The organism is Rhodococcus sp. DT1 (assembly GCF_049844875.1).
In the GTDB taxonomy this organism is placed as follows: Bacteria; Actinomycetota; Actinomycetes; order Mycobacteriales; family Mycobacteriaceae; genus Rhodococcus.
The window spans coordinates 163,902-190,170 of the sequence record NZ_JBNCLW010000002.1 but is presented as its reverse complement, the minus strand read 5'-3'; the positions used below and the strand labels follow the sequence as shown (position 1 = coordinate 190,170).

At 68.0% G+C, this 26,269-nt stretch carries 20 protein-coding genes; 10 read left to right on the top strand and 10 right to left on the bottom strand.

The window, feature by feature from the left end:
* Positions 1-7: 7 nt before the first annotated feature.
* Positions 8-919, bottom strand: a complete 912-nt coding sequence (locus tag ACLQ3J_RS05170; protein WP_169622162.1) for an alpha/beta fold hydrolase — start codon at positions 917-919, stop codon at positions 8-10.
* A gap of 127 nt (positions 920-1,046) precedes the next feature.
* Between ACLQ3J_RS05170 and ACLQ3J_RS05165 the strand changes: the two genes are divergently transcribed.
* Positions 1,047-1,781, top strand: coding sequence for an SDR family oxidoreductase (locus ACLQ3J_RS05165; RefSeq protein WP_169622161.1), 735 nt, complete (start codon positions 1,047-1,049; stop codon positions 1,779-1,781).
* Between the two features lie 122 nt (positions 1,782-1,903).
* Positions 1,904-3,250, top strand: a complete 1,347-nt coding sequence (locus ACLQ3J_RS05160) for a cytochrome P450 (RefSeq protein WP_425902381.1) — start codon at positions 1,904-1,906, stop codon at positions 3,248-3,250.
* Between the two features lie 10 nt (positions 3,251-3,260).
* Here the strand turns inward: ACLQ3J_RS05160 and ACLQ3J_RS05155 are convergent, their stop codons facing one another.
* Together ACLQ3J_RS05155 and ACLQ3J_RS05150 are read right to left on the bottom strand one after the other, a co-directional pair.
* Positions 3,261-3,980: an HNH endonuclease family protein gene (locus ACLQ3J_RS05155; RefSeq protein WP_425902380.1), complete on the bottom strand. Its 720-nt coding sequence runs from the start codon at positions 3,978-3,980 to the stop codon at positions 3,261-3,263.
* A gap of 3 nt (positions 3,981-3,983) precedes the next feature.
* A complete protein-coding gene (locus ACLQ3J_RS05150) occupies positions 3,984-5,006 on the bottom strand; it encodes a beta-ketoacyl-ACP synthase III (RefSeq protein WP_425902379.1) in 1,023 nt (340 codons plus the stop codon).
* Between the two features lie 162 nt (positions 5,007-5,168).
* Here ACLQ3J_RS05150 and ACLQ3J_RS05145 point away from each other — a divergent pair, with 162 nt between their 5' ends.
* Both ACLQ3J_RS05145 and ACLQ3J_RS05140 read left to right on the top strand, forming a co-directional pair.
* Positions 5,169-5,777: an SAM-dependent methyltransferase gene (locus ACLQ3J_RS05145; RefSeq protein WP_169651469.1), complete on the top strand. Its 609-nt coding sequence runs from the start codon at positions 5,169-5,171 to the stop codon at positions 5,775-5,777.
* 98 nt (positions 5,778-5,875) lie between these two features.
* The gene (locus ACLQ3J_RS05140; RefSeq protein WP_169622156.1) at positions 5,876-7,711 is read left to right on the top strand and encodes an acyl-CoA dehydrogenase; all 1,836 of its coding nucleotides are present in this window, start codon (positions 5,876-5,878) and stop codon (positions 7,709-7,711) included.
* Between the two features lie 87 nt (positions 7,712-7,798).
* Here the strand turns inward: ACLQ3J_RS05140 and ACLQ3J_RS05135 are convergent, their stop codons facing one another.
* The 4 genes from ACLQ3J_RS05135 to ACLQ3J_RS05120 form a co-directional block, all read right to left on the bottom strand.
* A complete protein-coding gene (locus ACLQ3J_RS05135) occupies positions 7,799-8,914 on the bottom strand; it encodes an NDMA-dependent alcohol dehydrogenase (protein WP_169651470.1) in 1,116 nt (371 codons plus the stop codon).
* 46 nt (positions 8,915-8,960) lie between these two features.
* The gene (locus ACLQ3J_RS05130; RefSeq protein ID WP_425902378.1) at positions 8,961-10,391 is read right to left on the bottom strand and encodes an aldehyde dehydrogenase family protein; all 1,431 of its coding nucleotides are present in this window, start codon (positions 10,389-10,391) and stop codon (positions 8,961-8,963) included.
* Between the two features lie 68 nt (positions 10,392-10,459).
* The gene (locus ACLQ3J_RS05125) at positions 10,460-12,955 is read right to left on the bottom strand and encodes a VanW family protein (protein ID WP_425902376.1); all 2,496 of its coding nucleotides are present in this window, start codon (positions 12,953-12,955) and stop codon (positions 10,460-10,462) included.
* A gap of 218 nt (positions 12,956-13,173) precedes the next feature.
* Positions 13,174-14,487 carry an acetyl-CoA C-acetyltransferase gene (locus ACLQ3J_RS05120; protein WP_422425248.1) on the bottom strand — a complete coding sequence of 438 codons (1,314 nt, stop codon included), beginning with the start codon at positions 14,485-14,487 and terminating at the stop codon, positions 13,174-13,176.
* 108 nt (positions 14,488-14,595) lie between these two features.
* Between ACLQ3J_RS05120 and ACLQ3J_RS05115 the strand changes: the two genes are divergently transcribed.
* Both ACLQ3J_RS05115 and ACLQ3J_RS05110 read left to right on the top strand, forming a co-directional pair.
* The gene (locus ACLQ3J_RS05115; protein WP_169622151.1) at positions 14,596-15,942 is read left to right on the top strand and encodes a 3-oxoacyl-ACP reductase; all 1,347 of its coding nucleotides are present in this window, start codon (positions 14,596-14,598) and stop codon (positions 15,940-15,942) included.
* A complete protein-coding gene (locus tag ACLQ3J_RS05110) occupies positions 15,942-16,799 on the top strand; it encodes a MaoC family dehydratase (RefSeq protein WP_378528172.1) in 858 nt (285 codons plus the stop codon). Before ACLQ3J_RS05115 ends, ACLQ3J_RS05110 begins: the two co-directional genes overlap by 1 nt.
* A 70-nt stretch (positions 16,800-16,869) precedes the next feature.
* Here the strand turns inward: ACLQ3J_RS05110 and ACLQ3J_RS05105 are convergent, their stop codons facing one another.
* A complete protein-coding gene (locus tag ACLQ3J_RS05105) occupies positions 16,870-17,478 on the bottom strand; it encodes a TetR/AcrR family transcriptional regulator (protein WP_169622149.1) in 609 nt (202 codons plus the stop codon).
* Between the two features lie 75 nt (positions 17,479-17,553).
* A complete protein-coding gene (locus ACLQ3J_RS05100) occupies positions 17,554-18,726 on the bottom strand; it encodes a glycoside hydrolase family 3 N-terminal domain-containing protein (protein ID WP_378528173.1) in 1,173 nt (390 codons plus the stop codon).
* A gap of 162 nt (positions 18,727-18,888) precedes the next feature.
* Here ACLQ3J_RS05100 and ACLQ3J_RS05095 point away from each other — a divergent pair, with 162 nt between their 5' ends.
* From ACLQ3J_RS05095 to ACLQ3J_RS05080, 4 genes are all read left to right on the top strand, one after another.
* Positions 18,889-19,356, top strand: a complete 468-nt coding sequence (locus ACLQ3J_RS05095) for a universal stress protein (protein WP_169622147.1) — start codon at positions 18,889-18,891, stop codon at positions 19,354-19,356.
* 33 nt (positions 19,357-19,389) lie between these two features.
* Entirely contained in the window at positions 19,390-20,472 is a 1,083-nt protein-coding gene (locus ACLQ3J_RS05090) for an isochorismate synthase (RefSeq protein ID WP_169622146.1), read from the top strand.
* 96 nt (positions 20,473-20,568) lie between these two features.
* Positions 20,569-20,742, top strand: coding sequence for a DUF2613 domain-containing protein (locus ACLQ3J_RS05085; protein ID WP_169651475.1), 174 nt, complete (start codon positions 20,569-20,571; stop codon positions 20,740-20,742).
* Positions 20,723-25,018, top strand: a complete 4,296-nt coding sequence (locus ACLQ3J_RS05080; RefSeq protein ID WP_425902375.1) for an alpha-(1->3)-arabinofuranosyltransferase domain-containing protein — start codon at positions 20,723-20,725, stop codon at positions 25,016-25,018. Before ACLQ3J_RS05085 ends, ACLQ3J_RS05080 begins: the two co-directional genes overlap by 20 nt.
* Here the strand turns inward: ACLQ3J_RS05080 and ACLQ3J_RS05075 are convergent.
* On the bottom strand, positions 24,907-26,079 hold the full coding sequence (locus ACLQ3J_RS05075) for an acyltransferase family protein (RefSeq protein WP_169622143.1): 1,173 nt from the start codon (positions 26,077-26,079) through the stop codon (positions 24,907-24,909). The two genes, ACLQ3J_RS05080 and ACLQ3J_RS05075, sit on opposite strands and share 112 nt — an antisense overlap.
* Between the last annotated feature and the right edge of the window lie 190 nt (positions 26,080-26,269).

Here is a 26,269-nt window from a genome sequence, read left to right as displayed (position 1 = left end):
GGCACCTCTACCGGCCGGCGTCCGCGTCGTCCCACAGTTTCATCAGCGTCGTGAGAATCTCCTGGGCGGCACCGAGACCGGCGAGATGACTCTCACCCGGCAGATGATGGAACTCCGCGTCGGGCAGCAGATCCACCATGTGCAGGCCGTGTTCGAACGGAATGATGTGGTCGCTGTCGCCGTGCCACCAGCGGACCGGCACCTTCACGTCCGACACGCGAAAGCCCCAGTCGCGGGTGAACACCACGATGTCGGCGAACGGCGCGGAGATGCGGTGCCGGCTGCCGTTGAGCAGGTCGTCGAGGAACATCGCCTTGAACTCCGGCCTCGCGAGCAGACGGCGGTCGGCCTCAGGCGAGAGTCGTCCGTAGAGGTCGATGATCGGCGACCCCAAGGGCCGGACCAGCCGGATACCGGCGCTCAGTGCGGTACCGATGGGGGCGCCCGCCACCTGAAGGACCGGCGCGACGAACGTTCCCAGTCGCATCAGCGCACTGCTGATCGCCTCCGGACCGACCACCGGGGCGACACCGCCGAGCACTGCGGCAGCCACCACCCGATCCTGCAGCGCGTACGCGGACGCCAGCGTGAAGGGACCGCCGCCGGAGAGGCCGACAACCGCCATCCGATCGACGCCCAGGGTGTCGGCGATGATCTCCAGATCGTCGGTGAAGGCCAGGACGTTCTCGTACAGGTGCGGGGTCGACGACCCGATCCCCGGACGGTCGATCCCGATCAGCCGGATGTTCTCCCGTTCGGCGAAGGCGCGGGCTTCGACGGGGATCTGGCGGCGCGCTCCCGGGGTGCCGTGCAGCCAGAACACCGCGCGTCCCTGCGCGGAGCCGAATTCGGCGAAACCGAGACGGCGACCGTTTCCGACCGCGACCGTACCTTCGAGCTTCGGTCGTTCGACGTCCATGCGCGTCAGCATGGCATGTGTCGGCGGTCACGTACATCTCCGCGACGTGCGTCGGCCGGGCGATTTCGCAGACCCCGGCGCCCGGACGGTGGTCTGATGGAAGCGTCACCCACGAAGGGACCGATTCATGACCGAATCCTCGAACTCGGGCCGCGTGGCGGTGGTAACCGGCGCGTCGTCCGGCATCGGTGCCGCGACCGCACGTGCCCTCGCGGGCGCGGGCTTCCGCGTCGCGCTGCTCGCACGTCGCCTCGCCCGGATCGAAGCTCTCGCGGCCGACCTGGGCAGCGGTGCGCTCGCGATCCGGGCCGACGTGACCGACCGCGATTCCCTCGTCGCCGCTGCTCAGCGGGTGCAGGACGAGTTCGGCGGAGCGGACGTCCTGATCAACAACGCGGGCGTCATGCTGCTCGGACCGTTCTCGCCGAAGTTTCACGACGACTACCGCAGGATGATCGAGGTCAACCTGCTCGGGGCCATCACGACCACCGAGGTCTTCCTCGAGCAGCTTCGGGACGGTGGCGGGGACCTCGTCAACATCTCCTCGGTTGCCGGACGTACCGCCCGGCCCACCAACGGTGTCTATGCCGCCACGAAGTGGGGAATCAACGGCTGGTCCGAGTCACTGCGCCAGGAACTGCACCCCGACGTGCGCGTGATGCTCATCGAGCCCGGAATCGTCGACACCGAGTTGCCGACGCACATCACCGACAACGCGACCCGGCAGGTCGTGCAACAGGGTTACGACGCCTCCACGGTGGAGCCACCCGACATCGCGGACGTGATCGTCTTCGCGCTCACCCGTCCCCGTCATCTGACCATCAACGAGATCCTTCTCCGCCCCTCCGACCAGGCCGGCTGAGCGTGCCCGGAGTACTGCGGTCGCACGCGGATATCGATCGAACGCCACACTCGGTGTGATGCGGGTTACAGTAATCTGACCACAGCCAGAGTCAGATCCCGACCCGACGGGAGATGTACCCCGTGACGAAGATGCTCGCTCCCCCGCCGCCCGGTCTCGAGCCCGTCCCCGGCGACAGCGGACTCCCGTACATCGGCTACGCGCTGGACTACATGCGGGACCCGATCAAGGCCTACGACAAGCGGTTCCACCGGCACGGCCCCGTGTCGTGGTTCCGGTTCGCCGGGCGCCCGTGGGTCGTGCTCATCGGGCCCGACGCCGTGGGAGCGGCATTGCAGAACCGCGACCGCGCCCTGCAGAGCGGCCCGGGATGGCGCGCGTTGATCGGCCCGTTCTTCGACCGCGGACTGATGCTCATGGACGGCGACGAACACACCGCGCATCGCCGGATCATGGCGAAAGCCTTCACGCGCGACCGCCTCGCGCTCTACACCGACGCGATGCATCCGTCGATCGAACGCACGCTCGAGACCTGGGTCCCCGGTGACGGCTTCCGGGCCTACCCCGCGCTCAAGGAACTCACCCTGAGTCTGGCCACCGAGATCTTCATGGGCGGCGCCGAGGGATCGTCGGACCAGGAGATGCAGGAGGTCAACCGCGCCTTCATCGGGTGCGTACAGGCGGCGACCGCGATCGTCCGCTATCCGTTGCCCGGCAGCAGGTGGCGCAAGGGCATCCAGGGACGCAAGCGGCTCGAGGCGTTCTTCCGCCGCTACCTGCCCGCACGGCGCGCAGCCGAGGGCAACGACATCTTCTCGGTCTTCTGCCACGTGGAGTCCGAGGACGGGGAACGGTTCTCGGACGACGACGTCGTCAACCACATGATCTTTCTGATGATGGCAGCACACGACACCTCCACCATCACGCTCTCGACGGCGATGCAATATCTCGGCCAGTACCCCGAGTGGCAGCAGCGGTGCCGCGAGGAATCCGAAGCGCTCGGCACCGCGACGCCCGTCTTCGCGCAACTCGACGACCTCACCGCGCTCGATCTGGTGATCAAGGAGTGCCAGCGCCTGGTCACGCCGGTACCCGGCGTCGTGCGCCGGGCAAGGGCCGACACCGAGATCCTGGGGCATTTCATTCCCAAGGGCACGCTCGTCAACGTCGGTGTCCACTACAGCCACCACATGGCCGAATTGTGGCCGGATCCCGAACGTTTCGACCCCGAGCGGTTCGCTCCCGAACGGCGGGAGGACCGCGTCCATCCCCACGCGTGGACGCCTTTCGGCGGTGGCGTGCACCGCTGTCTCGGGCAGCACTTCTCGGGCGCCGAGATCAAGTCGGTGCTGCACCACCTGCTGCTCCGGTACGAGTGGGACGTACCCGCCGACTACGTCGCACCGATGAACTTCACGTCACTGCCGTTTCCCGACGACGGAGGGCCGATCAACCTCCGCGCCAGGTGACCGCTCCGCTTCAGCACGACGACAGAACGCGGGCCATGGCGTCGCGCTCTTCCGGGGTGACCCACAGCCGGTACTCGACCTTCACCTCGACCTGCCGCGCCACGTAGTCGCAGTGATAGCCCGCATTCGGTGGCAGCCAGGCGGAGGCGTCGGAGTCGCCTTTCGACTGGTTGGTGCGGCCGTCGACCGCCTGCAGATTGCGCGGATCGTTGGCCAGGTTGCGACGCGCCTGGTCGTCGAGGTGGCGCGCACCCTTCTTCCACGCGTCGGACAATGCCACGATGTGGTCGATCTGCACCGCGGAGGACGTGTCGGTACCGCGTCGGAAGAAGATCTCCAGGTTCGTGTACGTATCCCGCAGGGTGCCGGTCCGGACCGTGCAGTCCTTCGTGGCGGGCTCGAGCGAGATGTCGACGAGGTCGCGCTTGAGAATGTCGTTGCGGGTGTCGCAGCCGTTGCGGCCGAACCCGACCGTGACGTTGTCGGTCCAGGCGGGCCCGAAGAGCTCACGGCTGTAGCCGTCCTGAGGATCGGCGGCGCGTACCGGCAGCGCCGAGAGCGCCGCGAGGACCGCCGTGGGGTCGCCTCCCGTGGCAATCCCCACCGGCGGCTCCGCTGCCCCCGACTCGTCGGTGACGACGGGTTCGAGGACGACGACCGCGATCGAGACCGCGATGAAGCACAGAATCCACAGCCATCGAGGAATCGACGGCTGTCCTGTACGGGCCATGTACTACTGCGCCAGCGGAGGCATCTTCACGATCTGGCCGGCGTAGGACAGGCCGGCACCGAACGCGAGGAGAAGGGCAGTGCTGCCCGCCTCGACCTGACCGGTGCGCAGCATCTTCTCCATCGCCAGCGGGATCGACGCGGCAGAGGTGTTGCCGGTCTCGATGATGTCGTCGGCCACCTGCACGGACTCGGGAAGCTCGAGCTGCTTGACGATGACGTCGTTGATCCGCAGGTTCGCCTGGTGCGGCACGAATGCGTCGAGGTCGGCGAGAGCGACCCCGGACTTGTCGGCGATCTGGCGGGCGTACTTGCTCATCTCGAAGGCTGCCCAGCGGAACACCGCGGTGCCTTCCATGATGATCCAGGGACGCTTCTGCTGCGGGTTCTGGGCGAAGTCGACCCAGTCGGGCTCCTGGCGGATGGCGTTGCCCTGCGAGCCGTCCGATCCCCACACCGTGGGGCCGACACCGACCTCGTCGGAGGCACCGACGACGACCGCGCCCGCACCGTCACCGAAGATGAATCGCACGGAGCGGTCGGTGGGTTCGGTGGCGTCGCTCATTCGCTCGACGCCGACGACGAGCACCTTCTCCGCGGTCCCGGCGCGCACCAGGTCGGATGCGACACCCAACGCGTAACAGAAGCCTGCGCAACCGGCCTGGATGTCGAGGGCGGCGGCGCCGCCGGTACCGAGGCGGTCCGCGACGAGCGCGGCGGCCTGCGGCGTCTGGAAGCCGTAGGTGGAGGTCGCGATGATGACGGTGTCGATCTGCGGGCCGCTCAGTCCGGCTGCGTCGAGCGCCTTCGAGGCGGCATCGACCGACATGTCCACGATCGTCTCTTCGGGGTGCGCCTTCGCGAAACGGCGTTCCTTGATTCCGGATCGCGACTGGATCCACTCGTCGCTGGAATCGATCTGTTCACAGATCTCCGCGTTGGTGACGACCCGGTCGGGCCTGTGCACACCCAACCCGAGAAGCGCGCTGTTCCTCAGCGTGGCGGGGACGGCGATCTGTGCACCCATCAGGCGAACTCCTCCTCCTCGGGCACTGCTCATCAGTGCGCCGCATCGAGACACGGTAGCGCGGGTTACGAAAATGTCACAGCACGGGGTCCGGGCAGGCCGCGCCCAGTGGTATCGCACCTCGTCGGAGCCGGTATCGCGCCCGGTCGCTACCGTGCCGGTATGGACGCACAGGACTGGGACGACCGGTACGAATCCTCGGAACTGGTGTGGGGCGCTCCGCCCAACCCGGTGGTGGTGGAGTTCGCGACGTCGCTGCCGCACGGGCGCGCGCTCGATCTCGGCTGCGGGGAGGGCCGCCACTCGTTGTGGCTCGCGACGCGCGGCTGGGAGGTGGTCGGCACCGACTTCTCGGCCGTGGCGCTGGACAAGGCCCGCCGAATCGCTGCGCAGGCGCCCAAGAGATCGCGCGACCGGTTGCGATATCAGCTCTCCGATGTGATTTCCGACACCTTCGACGGCACGTATGACTTGATCCTCTCGGTATTCCTGCATTTCCCTCCGTCGCAACGGAAAGCACTCGTCGACAAAGCCATCAGTTCGCTGAAACCTGACGGAATCCTCATATTTCTCGGCCACGACTCGACAAATCTCCAGCACGGAGTCGGAGGCCCCAAGGATGCCGAGATCCTCTACACACCAACAGATGTCGTGAACGACATCGACGGCCGACTCGATATCGAGGTTGCCGAACGCAGGCACCGCGAAACGGAAGCGGGAACTGCCGTCGATGCCTTGGTGGTGGCACGCAAAGTCAGTCTTGGAAGTTAGTTGCCCGACGAGTAACATAGAGATGTTACCGACGAGTAATAAGCTTGGGCGGTACTTGATCCAACTGGACCGCACCACACCCCCGGGAGACATCAGACATGGGCCATTACAAGAGCAACCTCCGCGACCTCGAGTTCAATCTCTTCGAGTTCCTGCAGATTCAGAAGGTCCTCGAAACAGGTGCGTTCGGCGACCTCGACGAGGAGACCTCGCGCGGCATCCTTTCCGAGGTCAAGGCGCTCGCCGAGGGTCCCGCTGCCGAGGCCTTCGCGGAAACCGACCGCACTCCCCCGGTCTTCGACCCGGAGACCCACTCGGTGTCCATCCCCGAGGGCTTCAAGAAGGCGTTCCGGGCGTGGTGGGATGCCGGCTACTGGTCCATGGGCATCCCTGAGGAGCTCGGCGGCACCGAGTCGCCGCGCGCGCTCCTGTGGGCGGTCAACGAGATGATGCTCGGCGCGCAGCCCGCCGCATTCATGTACGCAGCAGGTCCCGCCTTCGCCGGCGTGCTGTTCGAGAACGGCACCGACGAGCAGAAGCAGTGGGCCGCCACCTGTGTCGAACGCGGCTGGGGCGCCACCATGGTGCTCACCGAGCCCGACGCCGGATCCGACGTGGGCGCGGGCCGCACCAAGGCGATCAAGCAGGACGACGGCTCGTGGCACATCGAGGGCGTCAAGCGCTTCATCACCTCGGCCGACTCCGACGACCTGTTCGAGAACATCTTCCACCTCGTCCTCGCCCGCCCCGAGGGCGCCGGCCCCGGCACCAAGGGCCTGTCGCTCTTCTTCGTCCCGAAGTTCCACTTCGACTTCGAGAAGGGCGAGATGGGCGACCGCAACGGCGTGTTCGTCACCAACGTCGAGCACAAGATGGGTCTGAAGGCCTCCGCGACCTGCGAGCTCACCTTCGGTGGCCACGGCGTCCCGGCCAAGGGCTGGCTCGTCGGTGAGGTCCACAACGGCATCGCGCAGATGTTCGACGTCATCGAGCACGCTCGCATGATGGTCGGCACCAAGGCCATCGCCACCCTGTCGACCGGCTACCAGAACGCACTCGCGTACGCCAAGGACCGCATCCAGGGCGCCGACCTGACCCAGATGTCCGACAAGACCGCCCCGCGCGTGTCGATCCTGCACCACCCCGACGTGCGCCGCTCGCTCGCGATGCAGAAGGCGTACTCCGAGGGCCTGCGCGCCGTGTACCTCTACACCGCCGCACACCAGGACGACGTTGTCGCCGAGCAGGTCTCCGGCGCCGACGCCGGCCTCGCCCACCGCATCAACGACCTGCTTCTGCCGGTCGTCAAGGGCTGTGGCTCGGAGCGGGCCTACCAGTACCTGACCGACTCGCTGCAGACCTTCGGTGGTTCCGGCTTCCTCCAGGACTACCCGATCGAGCAGTACATCCGCGACGCGAAGATCGACTCGCTGTACGAGGGCACCACCGCCATCCAGGCGCAGGACTTCTTCTTCCGCAAGATCGCCCGCGATCGCGGTGTCGCTCTCGCCCACGTGGCCGGACAGATCAAGAAGTTCCTCGAGCGCGAGAGCGGCGACGACCGTCTCAAGGCGGAGCGTGCACTGCTCGCCACCGCCCTCGACGACACGCAGGCCATGGTCGCGACGCTCACCCAGTTCCTCATGGGTGCGCAGGAGCAGCCGACCGAGCTGTACAAGGTCGGTCTCGGATCGGTCCGCTTCCTCGAGTCCTTCGGTGACCTGATGATCGGCTGGCTGCTGCTCGAGCACGCCGAGATCGCACTCACCGCGCTCGACGCCGGTGCGGACGCCAAGGACAAGGCCTTCTACGAAGGCAAGGTCGCCGCAGCATCGTTCTTCGCCAAGAACGTTCTGCCGCAGCTGACCACGTCGCGCAACGTCATCGCCAATGTCGACCTCGACATCATGGAGCTCGACGAAGCCGCATTCTGATCCCGGCGTAACACCCGCGGACACAACGAGGCGACAGTGGCTCCCGCCGATATCGGCGGGAGCCACTGTCGTCCGGTTACCGCACGATCAGAACACGACCACCCCGCGCAGATTCCTGCCCTCGTGCATGTCGGTGAAGCCTTGGGCGATGTCGTCGAGCTTGTAGGTGGACGTCACCAGCTCGTCGAGCATGAGCTTGCCCGAGGTGTAGAGGTCGATCATCCAAGGGATGTCGGCGGTCGGCGCGAAGGCGCCGAACAACGAGCCCTGGAGTCGCTTCTGGTACAGCACCAATTCCATGGCGCTGATGGGGATCCCGAAGTCGGTCATCTTCCCGAGACCGGTCACCACACAGGTGCCGGCCTTCCGGATCGACGAGAACGCCTCCGCGATGTGCTCGCCGGTCGTCACGCCCACGGTGACGATCGCGGCATCGGCGCCCTGCCCGTTGGTGTACGAACGTGCGATCTCGGTGGCCTCCGTCATACCCGCGACGGCATGGGTCGCACCGAACCGCAGTGCACTCTCGCGCTTGAACTCCACCGGGTCGACGGCGATGATGTGGGCCGCTCCGGCGTGCGCGGCTCCCTGCACGGCGTTGATGCCGATTCCGCCGATTCCCTGCACGATGACGGTCTGCCCGGGATACACCTCTGCGGAGTTGACCGCCGCGCCCCATCCGGTGCCGACACCGCAGCCGAGCAGGCACAGCTTGTCGAGCGGGAGATCCTTGTCCACCTTGATCGCGGAATCGACGCTGACGGTGGTGTATTCGCTGAACGTGGACAGGCCGCACGTCTGTGCGACCTCGACGCCGTCGAGGCTCAGCCGGAAGCTCGCCGGATCGTCGGGGCGGCTGCCGGTCATGATCGCCGCACCTCGATCGCACAGGTTCTGGAGGCCCTTCGCGCACCAGCGGCACCGTCCGCACGCAGCCAGGAACGAGAACACCACATGGTCGCCCTCGCTCCATCCCGTGGTGCCGGGTCCGACCTGCACCACCACACCGGCACCCTCGTGCCCGCCGCAGATGGGGTAACTGCCGACCGCGTGGTCACCGGTGGCGATGTGGTCGTCGGAATGACACAGCCCTGCGGCCACCATCCGGACCATCAGTTCGCCGTGGCGCGGTTCGTCCAACTCGAGGTCGGCGATCTCGTAGGTACCGGGTGCTGTGCGGATAATCGCGCCACGGGTCTTCATCAGGTGTTCTCCTCGGGGTGGGGGCGAGCGTGGGGTAGCCGGGCAGTCACGGGGTGATCTGAGCCGCCATCGCGGCGCGGTATCCCTCGCCGTACGGCGGCAACATTCCCCACTCGCGGCGCGGATCATGTTCCGGTGACTCGAAAATTGTTCGGGCGTGGCTGAATTCGAGGAATCCTTCGCGACCGTTGTAGTGACCCATCCCGGATTCACCGACACCGCCGAACGGCGCGTCGAGCATCCCCGCGTGCATCAGCACGTCGTTGATCGTGACGCCACCGGACGTGGTGCCGTCGACGACGGTGCGCTGCTCGTCGGCGTCCCTCCCGAAGTAGTACAGCGCCAAGGGTTTCGCACCCGAGTTGACGGTGTCGAGGACGTGCGTGAGATCGTCGTATGTCCGCACCACCAGGGCGGGTCCGAAGATCTCTTCCCGCGAGATCGCCGCAGACTCTGGCGGGTCGAGCACCAAGCGCAGCGGCCGACGGCGTTCCTCGGTGCTGATCGGCTCGTCCGGAGCCACCTCGACTCGTGCGCCCAGTCCTGCTGCCTCGCTGACGTATCCGTCGATCCGTGCGGCATGCCGGTCATCGACGATCGCGGTGGCGTCCGGATTTCCGGCCACCGTGGGCAGCAACTCCGCGTAGGACCGGGTTATCGCCGAAACGAACGACTCGAGGGATTCGGCGGGCACGTACACGGTGTCGGCGTTGACGCAGAGCTGACCTCCGTTGGTGGCCTTGGCAACCGCGATACGGAACGCCGCCGTGTCGAGGTCGGCCGAGCGCCCGATGATCACCGGCGACTTCCCGCCCAGTTCCAGGGTCACCGGGACGAGGTTGCGGGCAGCGTTCTCGAGCACCGAGCGACCGGCGGCCACACCACCGGTGAAGACGATGTGGTCGAAGGGCAGCGACGTGAGGGACCGCGCGACATCCGGGCCACCGGTGACCACCGCGACGTCCACGGGATCGAGGAACTCGGCGGCCGCCTCGGCCAGCACCTGCGCGGTGCGCGGGACCACCTCGGACGGTTTGAGCACCGCGCGGTTGCCGGCTGCGAGGACACCGGCGAGTGGGCCCATCAGGGTGTAGACCGGAGCGTTCCACGTTCCGATGATCGCGACCGAGCCCTTGGGCTGGTAATGGATCGCAGCGGTAGCACCGAGTTGGTCGTACGGCGCGAACACCGTCCGCTGCTCCGGCTGCATCCAGCCGTCGAGGTGATCGCGCGCGTACTTCAGAGCGGTCACCGAGCCGAGCACGTCGTTGACGGTCGTGTAGCCCGGATGACGTCCACCGAAGTCGGCGTCGATCGCCTCGACCAGTTCGTCGCAGCGGGCGACGAGCATGTCGATCACCCGCTGGATGCGGGCCCGGCGTTCCGCGGGAGAACTCGCCCGCTGAGAACGGAACTCGGCCTGCTGATCTGCGAGAAGCTCGACGGCCGACGACTCCGCGCTGATGTGTGTGGTCATGCCGCCGAGGCTATGAGCGGCGTCACACTCCCCGACGTGGAATCTCGCTCAGCGGGACCGGCCGAATCTCAGTTCCCGGGTGCAGTCACGGACTCGGGCTGTCTCCGCGCGGGCGCCGCGGCTTCCGGCTCCGCGATCGGGTCGGCCGCATCGGACGCGGTGCCCTCCGCGGGCGCCTGCGCCGGTGCTTCACCGGCCGGAGCGCTCGCGGGCGTCGACGACGCGGGCGCCGGCGCCGGGCTCGCCGGAGCGGGCGCGTCGCCTCCCACGCCCTGATCACCTTCGGAGTCCGCACCGTCCTTGTCGTCGGGCTCGACGCACTTGACGATCGGCACCGGGTCGTAGCGCACCGTCCGCGTCGTGTTCGAAATCTGCGCACCCGTCTTTGCGTCGGTCACGACACGAGTGTCGGAGACCGTGAATCCCTGGGCTCCGCTCGACGCGATGCAGCCGGGGCCGGCAGGCAACGTGATGGTGTTCGGCGTGGTGAAGTTCGTGCGCTCACCCGTGATCGACTGCACGTCCACGGTCTTGGTCCCCCACAGACGCACGGTGACGTCGGAACCGGTGGTGATCGTCTGGATGAGCACGCCCGTCTCGAACGGATTGCGGAACTGCAGGTCGATCGCACCCTCGAAGACAGTGGCCTCACGGGCGGCGGGATAGCGGGAGATGTAGTAGCTGTGCTCGGTGTGGGCCACGTCCTCCATGCCCGCGAAGTAGGACGCGTTGTAGAGCGTGGTCGCCAGCTGGCTGATGCCGCCGCCGACCGCTTTGCCGGGGCGTCCCGCCTCGATGATGCCCGATTCGACGTAGCCCTCCGCTGCGCCGCGGGGGCCGGTGTACCCGTTGAGGGAGAAGGTCTCTCCCGGTTTCAGGACCGCACCGTTGATCTCCGCGGCGGCCAGGCGGATGTTGACACCGGACGCGTATTCGAAACCGCCGGTCGTGTACTCCCCGATGACCTCGTTGATGCCGAGCTTCTCGGCTGCCTCGGTGGTGAGCGCAGGGTCCACGGTCTGATAGACCGCCTCGACGACCCGGTCGTCGGTGACGGCGAGCAGTTCGGGGAACGTTTCGAGGGTCTTGGCCCAGTCGACGAGTTCGCCCTTCACACCGGGCACCACCGCGGGACGTCCGCCCTGGATCTCGATCCGGGCGTCGCGGGGCTCGGTTTCCGTCGGCCGGAGCTGAGGCGCGAGAATCTCGACGGCCGCCTCGGGATGGTATTCCGGCGTCAATCCGCCTTTGCCGTCCGGCACGAACGACAGCACCGCACCGATCTGGTCGCGAGCGAGGGTCGCCGGCGTCCCGTCCTTGCCGCGCACGACGAGGTCGGCGGAGACCGCCGGAACGGCGATGTCGGCGAGGGCGCGGTCCAGGCCCTCACGCGTGACCGTGACATCGACCTGCTCGACCGGCAGCGACACTTCACCGAATGCCCAGCGCTCGGCGAACACGTCGGATGCGGTAGCGACATCTACGCGCTGACCGGGCTGCGGGGTGACGGGGACGGGGGTACCGCCCTCGAACACGATGTTGCCCTCGCGAGGCGAATACGCGGCGGCCGCCGTGAACTCGTCGATGGCAACGGCGAGGGTCGCGTCGTCTCGGGTGGAGACGACGCCGATCTCCTCGTCGCCGAAGAACGAGGCCAATCTCGTGAAGGGGTTCAGAGGCTGCGATCCGACGCGGTCGAGCGTCGCATCCCAATCGATACCGATCCCCGCCTGAGCAGGCACGATTTCCCCGCTCGTCTCCCCGGCGACAACCGGGACGGGCTCGTCGAGGCGCTCGCTGAGCACCTGACGCAGGTGCGCTTCGGCCTCGTCGAGCGACTCCCCGCCGATCTCGATGCCGGCAACGGTGACGCCGCGCGGCACCTTGCCGGAACTGACCGCGAGGTCTGCGACGTACAGCACGGCGAGCAAGGCGACGACTCCGCCGACGACCAGCGCGACCGTGCGCTTGGGCACGCCCGACCACCAGGAGCCCGATCCGTCGCCGGACGATCCGGAGTTGCCACCGGGCGGAGGCGCGACCGGGGGCGGTGAACCCGGCGGCGGTGTGGGAGGCGATGCCGGGGGCGGCGCGTTGCGGGAATCCGGAGCCGACGAAGGCAGCGGTGTACTTCCGGCGGGCTTCGCGGACGAGGCATCCGACGAGCGGTGGATACGGGCGGTGGACGCGTCTTCGCGACCGGATTGCGTCACCACCGGAATCACCGCCGTGGCCGCTTCGGACGGGTCCGTCTCGGGACGTGCGGTCTCGGGGCGCGGTGTTTCGGGGCGCGCGGTCTCGAGTTTTGCCGTCTCGGGCTGCGGCGTCCCGGAGTGGGGCGTGCCGGACTGCGGCTTCTCAGGCTCCGGCGGCTCGGTGCCGGGGTCGGCAGGCTCTTCACGGGGAGTCTCCGGGACCCGCGGCGCCGAAAAAGCAGCGAACTGCTCGGTCGGAGCCGACGAACTGTCTGCCTCGCCTGCCGACGAACCCCGCGAATCGGGCTCGGCCGGTCGAACGTCGTCGTTCTCGTGTTCGGAGCCGTCGGTCCCGTGTGTGCCGCTCACCCAAATCCCTTCACCAACTGGGCGCGCCGGGACGGAAACCCCGTGCGCCGGTTACCACACCCAGAGTAGTTCCCCGGTTTCACCGTGCTGCGGCCGGAATGCAGAAACCCCGTGTTGCTACCAGGTCGGGGGTCAGGCAGCAACACGGGGTCGACCGGTCTATCGCTGTGCTCGCCGAGGCGTTACAGACCTACCGGATTTTTTTCGTTCGGTGTGGTCTACGCCTCGAGAATTGCGGTCACACCTTGGCCACCGGCAGCGCAGATGGAGATGAGGCCGCGGACCGGCTGCCCGGTCTCCTGCTTCTTTTCGTGCAGCATCTTGGCGAGCGCCGCCACGATGCGTCCACCGGTCGCCGCGAACGGATGCCCGGCCGCGAGTGAAGAACCGTTGACGTTGAGCTTGGTGCGGTCGATCGATCCGAGGGGTGCGTCGAGTCCGAGCTTGCCCTTGCAGTAATCCTCCGACTCGAACGCCTGCAGCGTGGCGAGCACCACGGATGCGAATGCCTCGTGGATCTCGTAGAAGTCGAAATCCTGCAACGTCAGCCCGTTGCGCTGCAGCAGACGCGGAATTGCATAGGTGGGAGCCATGAGCAGGCCGTCGCCGCCGTGGATGTAGTCGACCGCGGCGGTCTCGGAGTCCACCAGGTACGCCAGCACCGGAAGCTTCCGTTCCGCCGCCCACTCCTCGCTGGACAGAAGCGCCGCGGAAGCGCCGTCGGTGAGAGGAGTGGAGTTACCCGCCGTCATGGTGGCGTCGCCGAGCTTCTTCCCGAACACCGGCTTCAGCGTCGACAGCTTCTCGACCGACGAATCGGGCCGCAGATTGTCGTCGCGGGTGAGGCCGAGGAACGGGGTGACCAGATCGTCGAAGAATCCGCGATCGTAGGCCGCGGCCATGTTGCGGTGGCTCGCGACGGCCAGTTCGTCCTGATCCTCGCGGCGGACCCCGAATTCCTTGGCGGTGATCGCGGCGTGCTCGCCCATCGACAGACCGGTGCGGGGTTCGCCGTTGCGGGGGATCTCGATGCCGAGCATCGACGGACGGACGTTGCCGAGCAGCTTGGCGCGTGCTCCGGTGCCGCGTGCCCGGTTCAGCGAGAGCAGGAATTCGCGGAGTTCGTTGCTCACGGCGATGGGTGCGTCGGAGGTGGTGTCGACGCCACCGCCGATGCCGGCCTCGATGCGGCCGGCGGCGATCGCGTCTCCCACCGAGATGATCGACTGCAGACCCGTGCCGCAGGCCTGCTGGAGGTCCCATGCGGGCGTGTACGGGCTGAGTGCGCTGCCCAGGACCGACTCCCGGACGAGGTTGAAGTCACGGCTGTGTTTGAGAACGGCGCCACCGACGACTGCGCCGAGGCGTTCGCCCTGGAGGTTGAAGCGACCGACGAGGCCGTCGAGTGTCGCGGTGAACATGTCCTGGTTCGATGCGCGCGCGTACTTGCGGTCGGACCGTGCGAACGGGATCCGGTTGCCCCCGAGGACGGCGACACGGCGCTGTTGCGTGGAACGGGCTTTGGTGGTCACTGGTGTCTCCCGGATTCAGATGGACTCGAATTCTGGTTACTATTCTTACTCACGGGTAAGTTTGTTGTCGACCACTGCATCGACGACCGAAAAGAAGAAGGTGGAACCGTGGCAGAAGCCAAGGGCGCTCCGAAGCTCTACGCCCAGCTCATCTCGTCCGCACCCGGATCTTTCCTCGCCAAGCAGTTCGGCCTGCCGCAGCCGGAGAAGCTCAGGCGTTACCAGCCCGGCGAACCCGCACTCCCCGGGCCGCTCCTCGTCGGTGGCAACGGCCGGCTGATCGAGCCGATCCGGTCGCTGCTGAGTGACTACCCGATCGCCGACCCCGCCGACACGTCGTTCGGCGGACTCGTCTTCGACGCTACGGGCATCACCGACTCCGCGGGCCTCGAACAGCTCTTCACCTTCTTCCAGCCCGCGATCCGAAACGTGGCCCCGAGCGGACGCGTCGTCGTTCTCGGCACCACGCCCGAGGACGCGTCGTCGGTGGACGAACGCATCGCGCAGCGCGCGCTCGAAGGATTCACCCGCAGCCTCGCGAAAGAGCTTCGCCGCGGTGCGACCGCCCAACTCGTCTACGTCTCGCCCAAGGCGTCGACCGGACTGTCCGGCGCCGAATCGACCCTGCGGTTCCTGCTCTCGGCGAAATCCGCCTTCGTCGACGGTCAGGTCATCCGCATCGGAGACGGCGACGCGACCGCTCCGGCGTCGTGGGACAAGCCCCTCGCCGGAAAGGTCGCCGTCGTCACCGGTGCGGCGCGCGGCATCGGCGCCACCATCGCGGAGGTCCTTGCGCGCGACGGCGCCACGGTTGTCGCGGCAGACGTCCCCGCGGCCGGGGAAGCACTCGCGCAGACCGCCAACAAGGTCGGCGGCACTGCGCTCGCCCTCGACGTGACCGCGCCCGACGCAGGCGACAAGCTCGCGGCGCACCTTCTCGAACGCCACGGCGGAGCGGACATCATCGTGCACAACGCGGGCATCACCCGCGACAAGCTGCTCGCGAACATGGACGACGCCCGGTGGAACGCCGTCATAGGCGTCAATCTCGTTGCACCCCAGAAGATCACCGATGTCCTGGTCGAGAAGGGCGCGCTCAAGGAGGGCGGCCGCGTCGTGGATGTCTCCTCGATCGCGGGGATCGCCGGCAATCGTGGCCAGACCAACTACGGTGCGTCCAAAGCCGGGGTCATCGGACTGGTCCAGGCCACCGCTCCGGTCCTCGCCGAGAAGAACATCACGATCAACGCCGTCGCCCCGGGCTTCATCGAGACCGCGATGACCGCGGCCATCCCGGTCGCGACCCGCGAAGGCGGACGACTGATGAGTTCGTTGCAGCAGGGTGGCGAGACGGTCGACGTCGCGGAAACCGTGGCGTGGTTCGCGAGCCCCGCGTCGAGCGCCGTGACCGGCCAGGTCGTCCGCGTGTGCGGTCAGTCCATGCTGGGGGCCTGATGGCGGTCATCGAACTCGATTCGAGCCCTTCGGTTCTCGGCGTCTACGGCCGTGCTGTGCTGTCGGCACTTCCGGTCGTGGGAGCCAAGGGCGACACGCTGCCCGACGACACGCTCGTCCTTCGTGGTCTGCGCGTGGATCCGGACAACCTCGCCGAGTACACCAAGGTGTGCGGGCTGACGTTCGGCGACACCCTGCCGCTCACCTACCCGTTCATGCTCACCTTCCCGGTGGTCATGAAACTCATGGTGTCCAAAGGGTTTCCGTTCGCAGCCGTCGGCTCGGTACACGCCGAGAACGTGATCGAACAGTACCGGCCCATCTCCGTCACCGAACCGCTCGACGTGCGGGTACACGCGGAGAACATGCGCGAACACCGCAAGGGTCTGCTGGTCGACGTGGTGAGCGAGGTCGCGGTCGGCAGGGAACCGGTGTGGCGCCAGACCTCCACGTTCCTTCATCAGCAACGGACTTCACTGTCGGGGCAGCCCAGGAAGGACCCACCGGAGGTGGAAATTCCGCCGGTCCCGACTTCCACACTGAGGGTGGATCAGAAGGTCATCTCCCGGTATGCTGCGGTATCCGGAGACCGGAATCCGATCCACGTTTCGACCCTGGGCGCCAAGGCCTTCGGCTTCCCGAAGACCATCGCCCACGGAATGTGGAGTGCGGCGGCAGCATTACGCGCCGTCGAGGGCAAGGTCCCCGGAGCAGTGACCTACGCGGTGAAATTCGGTAAACCGGTACTTCTTCCGGCGACCGTGAATCTCTACGCGCGGCGCGACGCCGACGGCTGGGATATCTCGCTTCGCCATCCGAAGAAGCTCTACCCACACCTCACCGCAACACTGCGCTGACGATCGGAGGGCAGGTTCCGGGACGCGATGGGGGCGTCCCGGCACCTGCCCTCCGACATCCGGCGGTGTTTCAGCCCGGCGGATCCGAGCGTTTTCTGCCCGCGAGACCGCGCCATGCCAGGTTGTCGAGGAGTTCGGCGGCCTTCGCGACGTCGATCTCGCCCCCCGCGATCCGGTCGGCTACCGCTTCTCCCGCACCGACCAGCGCGACAGCCATGATCGTGAAGTCCGTCCCCGGTTCGGGGTCCCGGGTGCTCGACTCGAGCAGATGTGCGGTGAGTTCGATGAGCCGATCCCGGCTGCCCCGCACCTGTCCTGCGAAGACCTGTTGCGCAAGCGCCTGGCGGTAGAGCACCATCCACGAACTGCGGTGCTGGTCGACGAAGCCGAGGAACGACTCGAGCGCGACCCGCAGTTGCTCACGCGGCGACAGCGACGGATCGCCGGCCGGGGTGAGCGCTTCGACGAAACGCTGCCCCTCGCGGCTGATGCACGCGGCGAACAACTCGTCCTTCGAGCCGTAATAGAGGTAGAGCATCGGTTTCGAGATCGATGCCCGTGCTGCGATCGCATCCATGGAGGTGTCGTGGAAACCGTTCTCGGAGAAAACGTCCACCGCGGCATCGAGCATCTGCTGCTCCCGCACCGCGCGCGGCAATCGTTTGGTTCCGCCGGCCATCGACCCTCCCCACCTCCTCGAATCGGTTTCTTACTCTACGGTAGGGAAGTCTGCGCACAGGCGCGAACATGCGTATCAGCAGTCCAGGGCGCCCTTGGCCCGAGCGACCGTACGGACGGCGTCGTCCACCCGCGACTGCGGCAGTTCCCCCGCCGCCACGGCGTCCTCGAGGTGGTCGAGGACCTCGGGGACCTCGTCCGTGGTCAGCCACAGCGCCTGGTCGACGCCGGCCACCAGCGCAGCCTCGACCGCTTCGGTGATGTCGTAGGTGTCGGTGATCGCCCGCATCCCCGACAGATCGTCGGTGAAGATCACCCCGTCGAACTCGGGTGCTCCGTACGAGCCCGACCGCAACAGCTCCACCGCTTCCGGGCTGATGCTGGCCGGCAACCCGCCCGTCAGTCCCGGAACATCGAGGTGCCCGAGCATGACGGCGACATCGGGCGCGACCAGTGCCCGGTAGGGCACGAGATCGCTCTGCTCCAGCTGCTCGAGCGGCGGAGCAGTGACAGCACCGGTGTGCGAATCCCCCGACGCCGACCCGTGGCCCGGGAAATGCTTGAGCACCGGCATGATGCCCGCATCGCGGAGACCCTGCGCGTAGGCGCCGGCGTACTCGACGACCACCTGCGGGTCGGACGAATACGAACGGTCGCCGATGACCGAGTCGTCGGGCTGACTGCTCACGTCGACGTCGGGAGCGAAGTTGACGGTGATACCGAGCTCGCGCAGCTCCCGTCCACGCTCGAGTGCCATCTGATAGGTCTGCTCGACCGTCATGGTCTCGGCGGTGACGCGCGCCGACGGATCGGTGCCGAGCAGTGCCCCGACACGCGACACCCGTCCGCCCTCCTCGTCGATGGTGACCATCAACGGCAGCGTGCTCTGCGCCGCGACACCCTGAACCTGCCGTTCGGCGAGCATTGCGGGGTCGGTCCAGCTACCGATGAAGATGCCGCCGATCTGTTCGGACTGCACGGCCGCACGTGCGTCGTCCGCTCCGGTGACTCCCACGTTGAGCAACTGCGCAAGCTTCTGCCTGCCCGTGAGCGAGGCGAGCAGATCGTCGCCGCACGCCGGTGGCGCGGCCGGAAGGGCCTCCGCGGACGACGTGGCGGTCCTCGACTCGGACGTCGCGGTGTCATCCGTTCCGCTGGTGGTCGAGACATCGGAGGTGTCGTTCGCGCCGCATCCCGCGGCTGCGAGTGCAGCGGTGAGAACGACGGCGAGCGTGTGGCGGGTCCGCATCGTTCCGACGGTAGCGGACCGCCGCGACGAACCCTCCCGCAGCCGGTCGCCGCACGCTAAGGTGCACCCGAGCATTCGTCCCGCATCCCGCAGTCGTAGAGGCCTTCCCGGGCAGACCCGGACTCCACTCGACCCCGTATCACTCGACACAGGAGGTGCCCGGTGGCCGCAGATCTGATCCTGATCGCCTACGACGGGTCCGAGAATTCCAAGCGCGCCGTGCAGTACGCGGGGCGGTTCCTCGAGTCGTGCCGAGCGGTGGTCGTCACAGCCTGGGAGCCGATGGTGCGGCAGGCGGCGCGCATGTCGGGACTCTCCGGCGTCATGCAACCGGAATGGGTTCCGGACGAGGACCGTGAGGACATCGCGCTGACCGATGCGAAGGTCACCAACGACGAAGGACTCGCACTCGCCAACTCCCTCGGGTTGCAGGCCGAGGGTCGCACCGTCGAGGTGGTCAACGCGGTGTGGGCTGCCATCGTCGAAGCGGCGGACGAACTCGACGTCGACATCATCGTCGCCGGCACGCGTGGCACCACGGGCCTGCGCTCGCTGCTGCAGTCTTCGGTGGCCGACCACGTCCTGCGCCACAGTCACCGTCCCGTGCTGATCGTGCCACCTGGACGCTGAGCGCGGCGCGCGCAGGAATATCGTCGAATCACCATGGACGGTTTTCTGCTTTCCCGCGCCGATCGCACCGTGCACGCCACCGGCACGCGTCGTCTCTTCGACGATGTCGCGTCCGCGTCTCGCGCCCTGCACCGCGGAGACGCCGACATCGTCGTCGGCGCCCTGCCGTTCGATCCGACACGACCGGTCGCGCTGGCCCAGCCGGAACACACCGACGTCACCGACGGACCGTGGGCCGCGCCGGACGACCTCCCCGACCTTCCGGACGTCTACCGGACCACCGAGCTTCCGCTGCCGCGCGTGCATGTCGCGCGGGTCCGCGCACTGGTGGAACGGCTCGAACTCGGCGAATTCGACAAGGTCGTGGCGGCCAGGAGAGTCGCCCTCGAGGCCGACGCACCCATCGACCCCCTCACCCTCGCCACCCGCATGATCGAGCGGCATCCCGACGCGGCGACGTTCGCGGTCGATCTCAGTGCGGCCGGTGAACGATTCTGGGGACACACCTTGGTCGGCGCGAGCCCCGAATTGCTCGTCAGCCGCCGGGGGGACACCGTCACGTGCCGACCACTCGCCGGGACGGCGGCGCGGTGCGACGACCCCGACGACGACCGCCGCGCCGGCAAGGAACTGCTGGGGTCGGCGAAGAACCTGGCCGAGCACGGGTACGTCGTCGAGTGGATCCGGGCCCGTCTCGCGCCGCTGTGCCGCGACCTGCAGATCCCCGAAACCCCCGAGCTCACCTCCACGCCGGATGTGTGGCACCTGGCCACCCCCATCACCGGGACGCTGCGCGACCCGGAGACGGACGCGCTCACCCTCGCGGCCGCATTGCACCCCACCCCCGCCGTGGCCGGTACGCCCACCGAAGCGGCCATGGACGCCATCGCGCGGGTCGAGGGCGACCGCAGGTTCTACGGCGGTGCGGTCGGCTGGTGCGACGCCGACGGTGACGGCGACTGGTTCGTCGCGATCCGCTGCGCCGAGCTGAGTTCGGACTGCCGGCGGGCGGTCGCCTGGGCAGGCGGGGGGATCGTCGCCGATTCCGATCCGCACGCGGAACTCGACGAAACCACCGCGAAGCTGCGCACGCTGCTGGGTTCGCTCGGGGTCTAGATCCTTCTCGGGGTGCAGGCGGTCGGACATCGCGCGCCGGGGTGATAGTTTGGCGCGAGCAATATGACATGCGTTACGAACGATGGGGAGATTGGTATGGCGAAGTTCCTGGGTCCGGGCCTGGGCAGCGCGGTAATCGGTGCTGTTCTCGGCGTCGTCGCGGTGTTCGGAGTTACTGCTGCAGTGCAGGAGAACACGCGTCCCCAGATCGACCGCAGCGGAAACGCCGAGTCCTCCCTCCTGAACCAGGTTGAGTACGGCAGCCGCTGACGGCTCCGGCAACGCTTCGAGTTCACTCACGTACCGAGGCGCGACGGACACTCCGTCCGCCGAACCCCTGTCCCGCCGGTGGCTGTTCGGCGCCACCGTGGTGGCAGTGCTGTTGTCGTTCGCTCAGGTTCCAGGCCTGGTCGTCGCCGACACGAAGTACGACCTGACGCAGAACCCTCTCGGATTTCTCGCGCGCGCCGCTCACCAGTGGAGTAGCACCGCACCGCTGGGACAGGTACAAAACCAGGCGTACGGCTACTTCTTTCCTCACGGCACGTTCTTCGCCGCCGGGCAGCTGCTGCACATCCCGCCGTGGATCACGCAGCGTGCCTGGTGGGCGGTGCTGCTCGTCGTCGGGTTCTGGGGAATCGTGCGGCTCGCCGAGGCCCTCGGAGTCGGGAACCGCGGTTCCCGCGTTGTCGCGGCGGCCGTGTTCGTTCTCTCCCCCCGCGTTCTGACCACGCTCGGGTCCATCTCGTCCGAAGCGCATCCGATGATGCTCGCCCCGTGGGTGCTCCTGCCGGTGGTGCGGTATCTGAGCACTCGGTACGTGGGTTCGCCGCGCAGGCTCGCGGCGCAATCGGCCGCGGCAGTCGCGCTCATGGGTGCGATCAATGCCGTCGCGACGGCCGCTGCGTGCCTGATCGCAGCGTTGTGGTGGGCCTCGCACAAGCCCAACCGCCGATGGTGGCGGTTCACGGCGTGGTGGATACCGCTGTGCCTCGTCGCCGTGACGTGGTGGATGGTGCCGCTGCTCCTGCTCGGCCGCGTCAGCCCGCCGTTCCTCGACTTCATCGAATCGTCGGGTGTGACCACCCAGTGGACATCGCTCGCGGAAGTTCTTCGCGGAACGAGCAGCTGGACGCCGTTCGTCTCACCCGAACGCATCGCCGGCGCCGTACTGGTCACACAGCCCGCTGCCGTGCTGGTCACCGGTGCGATCGCCGCCGCCGGACTGGCCGGGCTCGCGATGCACTCGATGCCGGCACGTGGCCGGCTCACGCTGATCCTGTTCGTCGGAATCGCGGGCCTCGGCGCCGGATATGCCGGGGAGCTCGGATCGCCGGTCGCCGATCAGGTGCGCGCGTTCCTCGACTCCACGGGCGCGCCGTTGCGCAACGTGCACAAACTGGAACCGCTGGTGCGGCTGCCGCTCGTACTCGGTCTCGCGCACCTGCTGCGCCGGGTTCCGCTTCCCGGTTCGGTGCCGTGGGCGCGCACCCGGACGGCGTTCGCCCACCCCGAACGCAACCCGATGGTCGCGTGCGCCACGCTCATCCTTGTTGCCCTCACCCTCGCCACGTCGCTGGCGTGGACAGGCAAGCTCGCGCCGCGCGGCGCCTACGACGAGGTTCCGGACTACTGGCACGCCACCGCCGCATGGCTCGACGAGCACACCGACGAACGCGGCGAACGTGCTCTGATCGTGCCCGGGGCACCGTTCGGCAGCCAGATCTGGGGACTGACGCGCGACGAGCCGCTGCAGGCGCTCGCAACCACGCCGTGGGCCTCGCGCGACGCCGTGCCCCTCGTCCCGCCCGGAGCGATCCGCGCCCTCGATTCGGTGCAACGGCAGATCGCGGACGGCCGCCCGTCGCCGGGACTCGCCGCAACCCTGCGTGGCCAGGGCATCGGGTTCCTCGTGGTGCGCAACGACCTCGATCCCGAGACGTCCCCGTCCGCGCGACCCGCACTCGTCCATCGAGCCCTCGACGAGTCGCCCGGGATCGAGCGCGTCGCCCGGTTCGGCAACGACATCGTGTCGGCGAGTGCCGACGGGTTCGTGACCGACGCGGACCTGCGGCCGGCATATCCCGCAGTCGAGATCTACAAGGTCGCGGCTACCGAATCGACACCCATCGGGCCGTACATGGTGGACGCGGCCGATGTGCCCGTCGTCCAGGGCGGTCCCGAATCGCTGCTCAACCTCCGCGCGGGAGACCCGGATCTGGCCGGGCCCACGCTTCTCTCCGCCGACGCTGCCCGCACGGGGCTGCCCGTCGACGAGGCCACCGTCACCGACACCCCCACCGACCGGGAAACCGACTACGGCCAGGTCGATCACCATTCGTCGGCGATTCGTGCCGCGGACGACCCACGCCGCACCCGCAACGCGGTACCCGACTATCCGGTGCCCGGCGCCGAACTCGTCCGTGCCGAATGGGAAGGCGCACGGATCACCGTGTCGAGCGCGGCGTCGGACGCCACGCAACTCGGAGGCACCGCGGTGGGCAGCGGGCCCGCAGCTGTCGTCGACGGAGATCCCACCACCGGGTGGCACAGCAACGGCCTCGAATCCGCCGTCGGACAGTGGTTGCAACTCGATCTCGACACCCCGGTCCACTCGGGCATGCTGCAACTGACCACCAGTTCCGGTGCGCTCGGCGATCCCGTCCGGTGGCTCGAAGTGACCACCGAGCGGGGCAGTACCGCCGTGCGGGTCGAGGAGCCCGGCCGCCCTCAGACCGTCGCGTTGCCGCTCGGTACCACGTCGTGGATCCGCATCACCTCGACCCACACCGAAAGTGGTTCGCGCGGAAACCAATTCGGGATCGCGGAACTTGCGGTCGACGAATTCACCGACGGCCGCAACCCCGAGCGCCTCGACATCCGGCGCCGCATCGTCGTTCCGGGACCCGCGGAGGGTGTCACGGTGCGCGGCTGGGATCTCGGACAGGAATTCCCCGGACGCGGCAGTTGCGTCGACACCCCGGACCGGGTGCGCTGCGCGCGGGGACTCGCGACGTCGACGGAAGAACCCAACCTCTTCACACGCACGCTCGAGGTGCCTGCCGCGACCGTCGTCGAACCGGACCTGTGGCTGCGCGTGCGCCCCGGGCCCGCACTCGACGATGTCATCGACCGCACCGATCGCGTCGTCGCCCGCGGTGACGCGGAAGTCGTGGATCTGCAGGGGTCGGCGTTCGCCGCCACCGACGGGGACCCGCGCACATCGTGGGCGGCCGACGAACGCTCCCTCGCACCCGGCGGACCCCGCCCGACGCTGACGCTGGAACTGCCGTCACCGCAACGGGTCACCGGCCTCGACATCGCGACGTCGCTGGGAGTGCTGCCCGTCGCGCCACGCGCGATCGCGGTGAACCTCGGGAACGGTCCACAGGTACGTGAGCTGAGCGAAGGCACCACCACACTGGACCTCGCTCCGCATGTCACCGACCGGATCACGCTGACCGTTCTCCGCTGGGACGACGTCCTCGACCGCACGGTGCTGGGATTCTCGAAGCTTGCGCCCCCGGGTATCGCCGAGGTGACCGTCCGCGGTGACGACGGCCCGATCGGTGCGCAGGACCGGATCTACGACCGGGAGGTGACGGTCGGCTGCGACGACGGCCCGGTGGTCACCGTCGACGGGCAGCCCTACCGCACGTCGGTGACGGCGAGCGTTGCCGATCTCGCCGCCGGGGCCGAAGTGCCGGCGACGCTCTGCGATACCGATGCGGTGGGCATGAACGCCGGTCGCGTCGACGTCGACGTGTCGCCGGGAACCCCGTTCATCGTGTCCCGCCTGCAACTGACGGTGCCGGGCGCCGACGCCCCGGCCGTGTCCCCGGTGGAGTTGGAGACCGGCGCCTGGTCCGCGAACCTGCGGGAGCTCACCGTGCCCGCGAGCGACGAGGACCGGCTCGTCGTGATCCCGGAAAGCACCAACATCGGCTGGGTGGCGAGCAGCAGCACCGACGGTCTCGAGCCCACCCCTGTCGTCGTCGACGGCTGGCAGCAGGGGTGGATACTGCCCGCCGGACCGGACAGCACACTGACGCTCGAGTTCACGACCGACCGCTGGTACCGGGTGGGGATCTTCGGTGGACTGGCGCTGCTGGTGCCGCTGTTCGCGCTGGCCCTGTGGCCGCTCTCGCGTCGGCGCGCCTCCGATCCCGGTCCCGCACCGCGCACATGGCGGTCGCCGGTCGCCGGACTGGCCGGTGTCCTCGCCGCTGCCGTCGTCGTGGCCGGCGGTGCAGGTGCCGTCGTCGCGGTCCTCGGCACCCTGGGACTCGTCACCGCGACCCGACGCTGGGGTCGGCGAGCCGCATCGCGTCTGCTTGTGGGAACTGCCGGCGGTGCCACCGTGCTCGCGATGGCCCTGTTGTCCACCGGGCCGTGGCGCTCACCCGACGGCTACGTCGGGCACTCGTACCTGATTCAGCTCGCGGCGCTGGTGGGACTCGTCGCGGTGGGGCTCGCCGCCCTGCCCTTGCGAGAGCGGTCCCAACGCTGGAAGGCCTCACGCGCGGGCACCTCCACGAGCGCGTAACTGGCCGACGCGATCGCAACGCTGAGCACGAAGGTCACGGCCAGCACCGGCCAGAAATGCCCCTGGAACGGTGCGATCCCGAAGACGGGGAAGATGATCGCCATCACCGCGAGATGCCAGATGAACAAGCCGTAGGACCAGCGCCCCACCGCGAGCGCCGGCGCGCTCGCGAGGAATCCGTGGTGCTCGCGCGGGGCGAGGACCAGCGGAGCGAGCAGCGCGAAACTCATGATCGCGCCCAGCACGATCTTGTTGCTGTACTCCCACGGTTCGAGGTCGGTGAGCGTCTTCGGTCCGGCAAGCGGAGTCGTCGCCAGACCGAATGTGACCGCCGCGATCCCCAGCATCAGGTACCGGCGCTCCGCGATCCGGTGCACCCAGGTCCTGGGACCGGTCACCAATTCGGCGAGCACTATTCCGGCGGCGAACCAGGGCAGATACCCCGGCAGCCAGTTCTCGTGATTGATGTGCTCGGGAGTCGGTATCGGCAACCACACCCACAGCAGCGAGAGCACGCTCACTCCGAGCAGGAGCGGAATCCGGATCCGTGCGGCCGGGCCCCGCAACCGGCAGACGGCGAGCGCCATCAGCGGCAGCGCCGCATAGAACGCGACCTCCACCGACAGGCTCCACATCTGGGTGAGCCCCTCGGTGAGGGTGAGCGGCACGAAGACCTGCGTGAACGTCAGGTTCGCCCACCACACCGTGGCTCCGCCGCCGGCGCCGGGGAGCAGCCACAGCACCAGGATCACCGCGATCCAGTAGGCGGGCAGGATGCGCGTCGCGCGCGACACCAGATACCGCCGGGCAGACGGCAGCGGGCCGAGACCGCGGGCCTCGGCTGCGTGCGGACGCCACAGCAGAAATCCCGACAAGGCGAAGAACAGGGCGACGGCCAGGTCCAGCCGACCCCACACGCGTCCGAGCGCCGACTCGTGCACGGCACCGGTCTGGAAAGCGACGTGGGTCACCACCACGGCGACCGATGCCAGTCCGCGCATGCCCTCCAGCGCCGGGAGAAACCCGTTTACGCGGGGGTCGGAGACCCTTGTACTACTCATCGGCGACCAGTGTGCCCGCCCAGGCACACCCGCGTAAATGCGGGTTCGTCACGAGCCACGAGCAACCGAGCACCGCGGACTGTTAGTGTCTTGGCTCACGTGGCGTTCGCGGGTCGGATGCCAAGGCGATCCGTGCAGCCCTGCTGCCGGTGGGGGTACTCGATGACAACCCGTTGAGTGAGGAGAGACA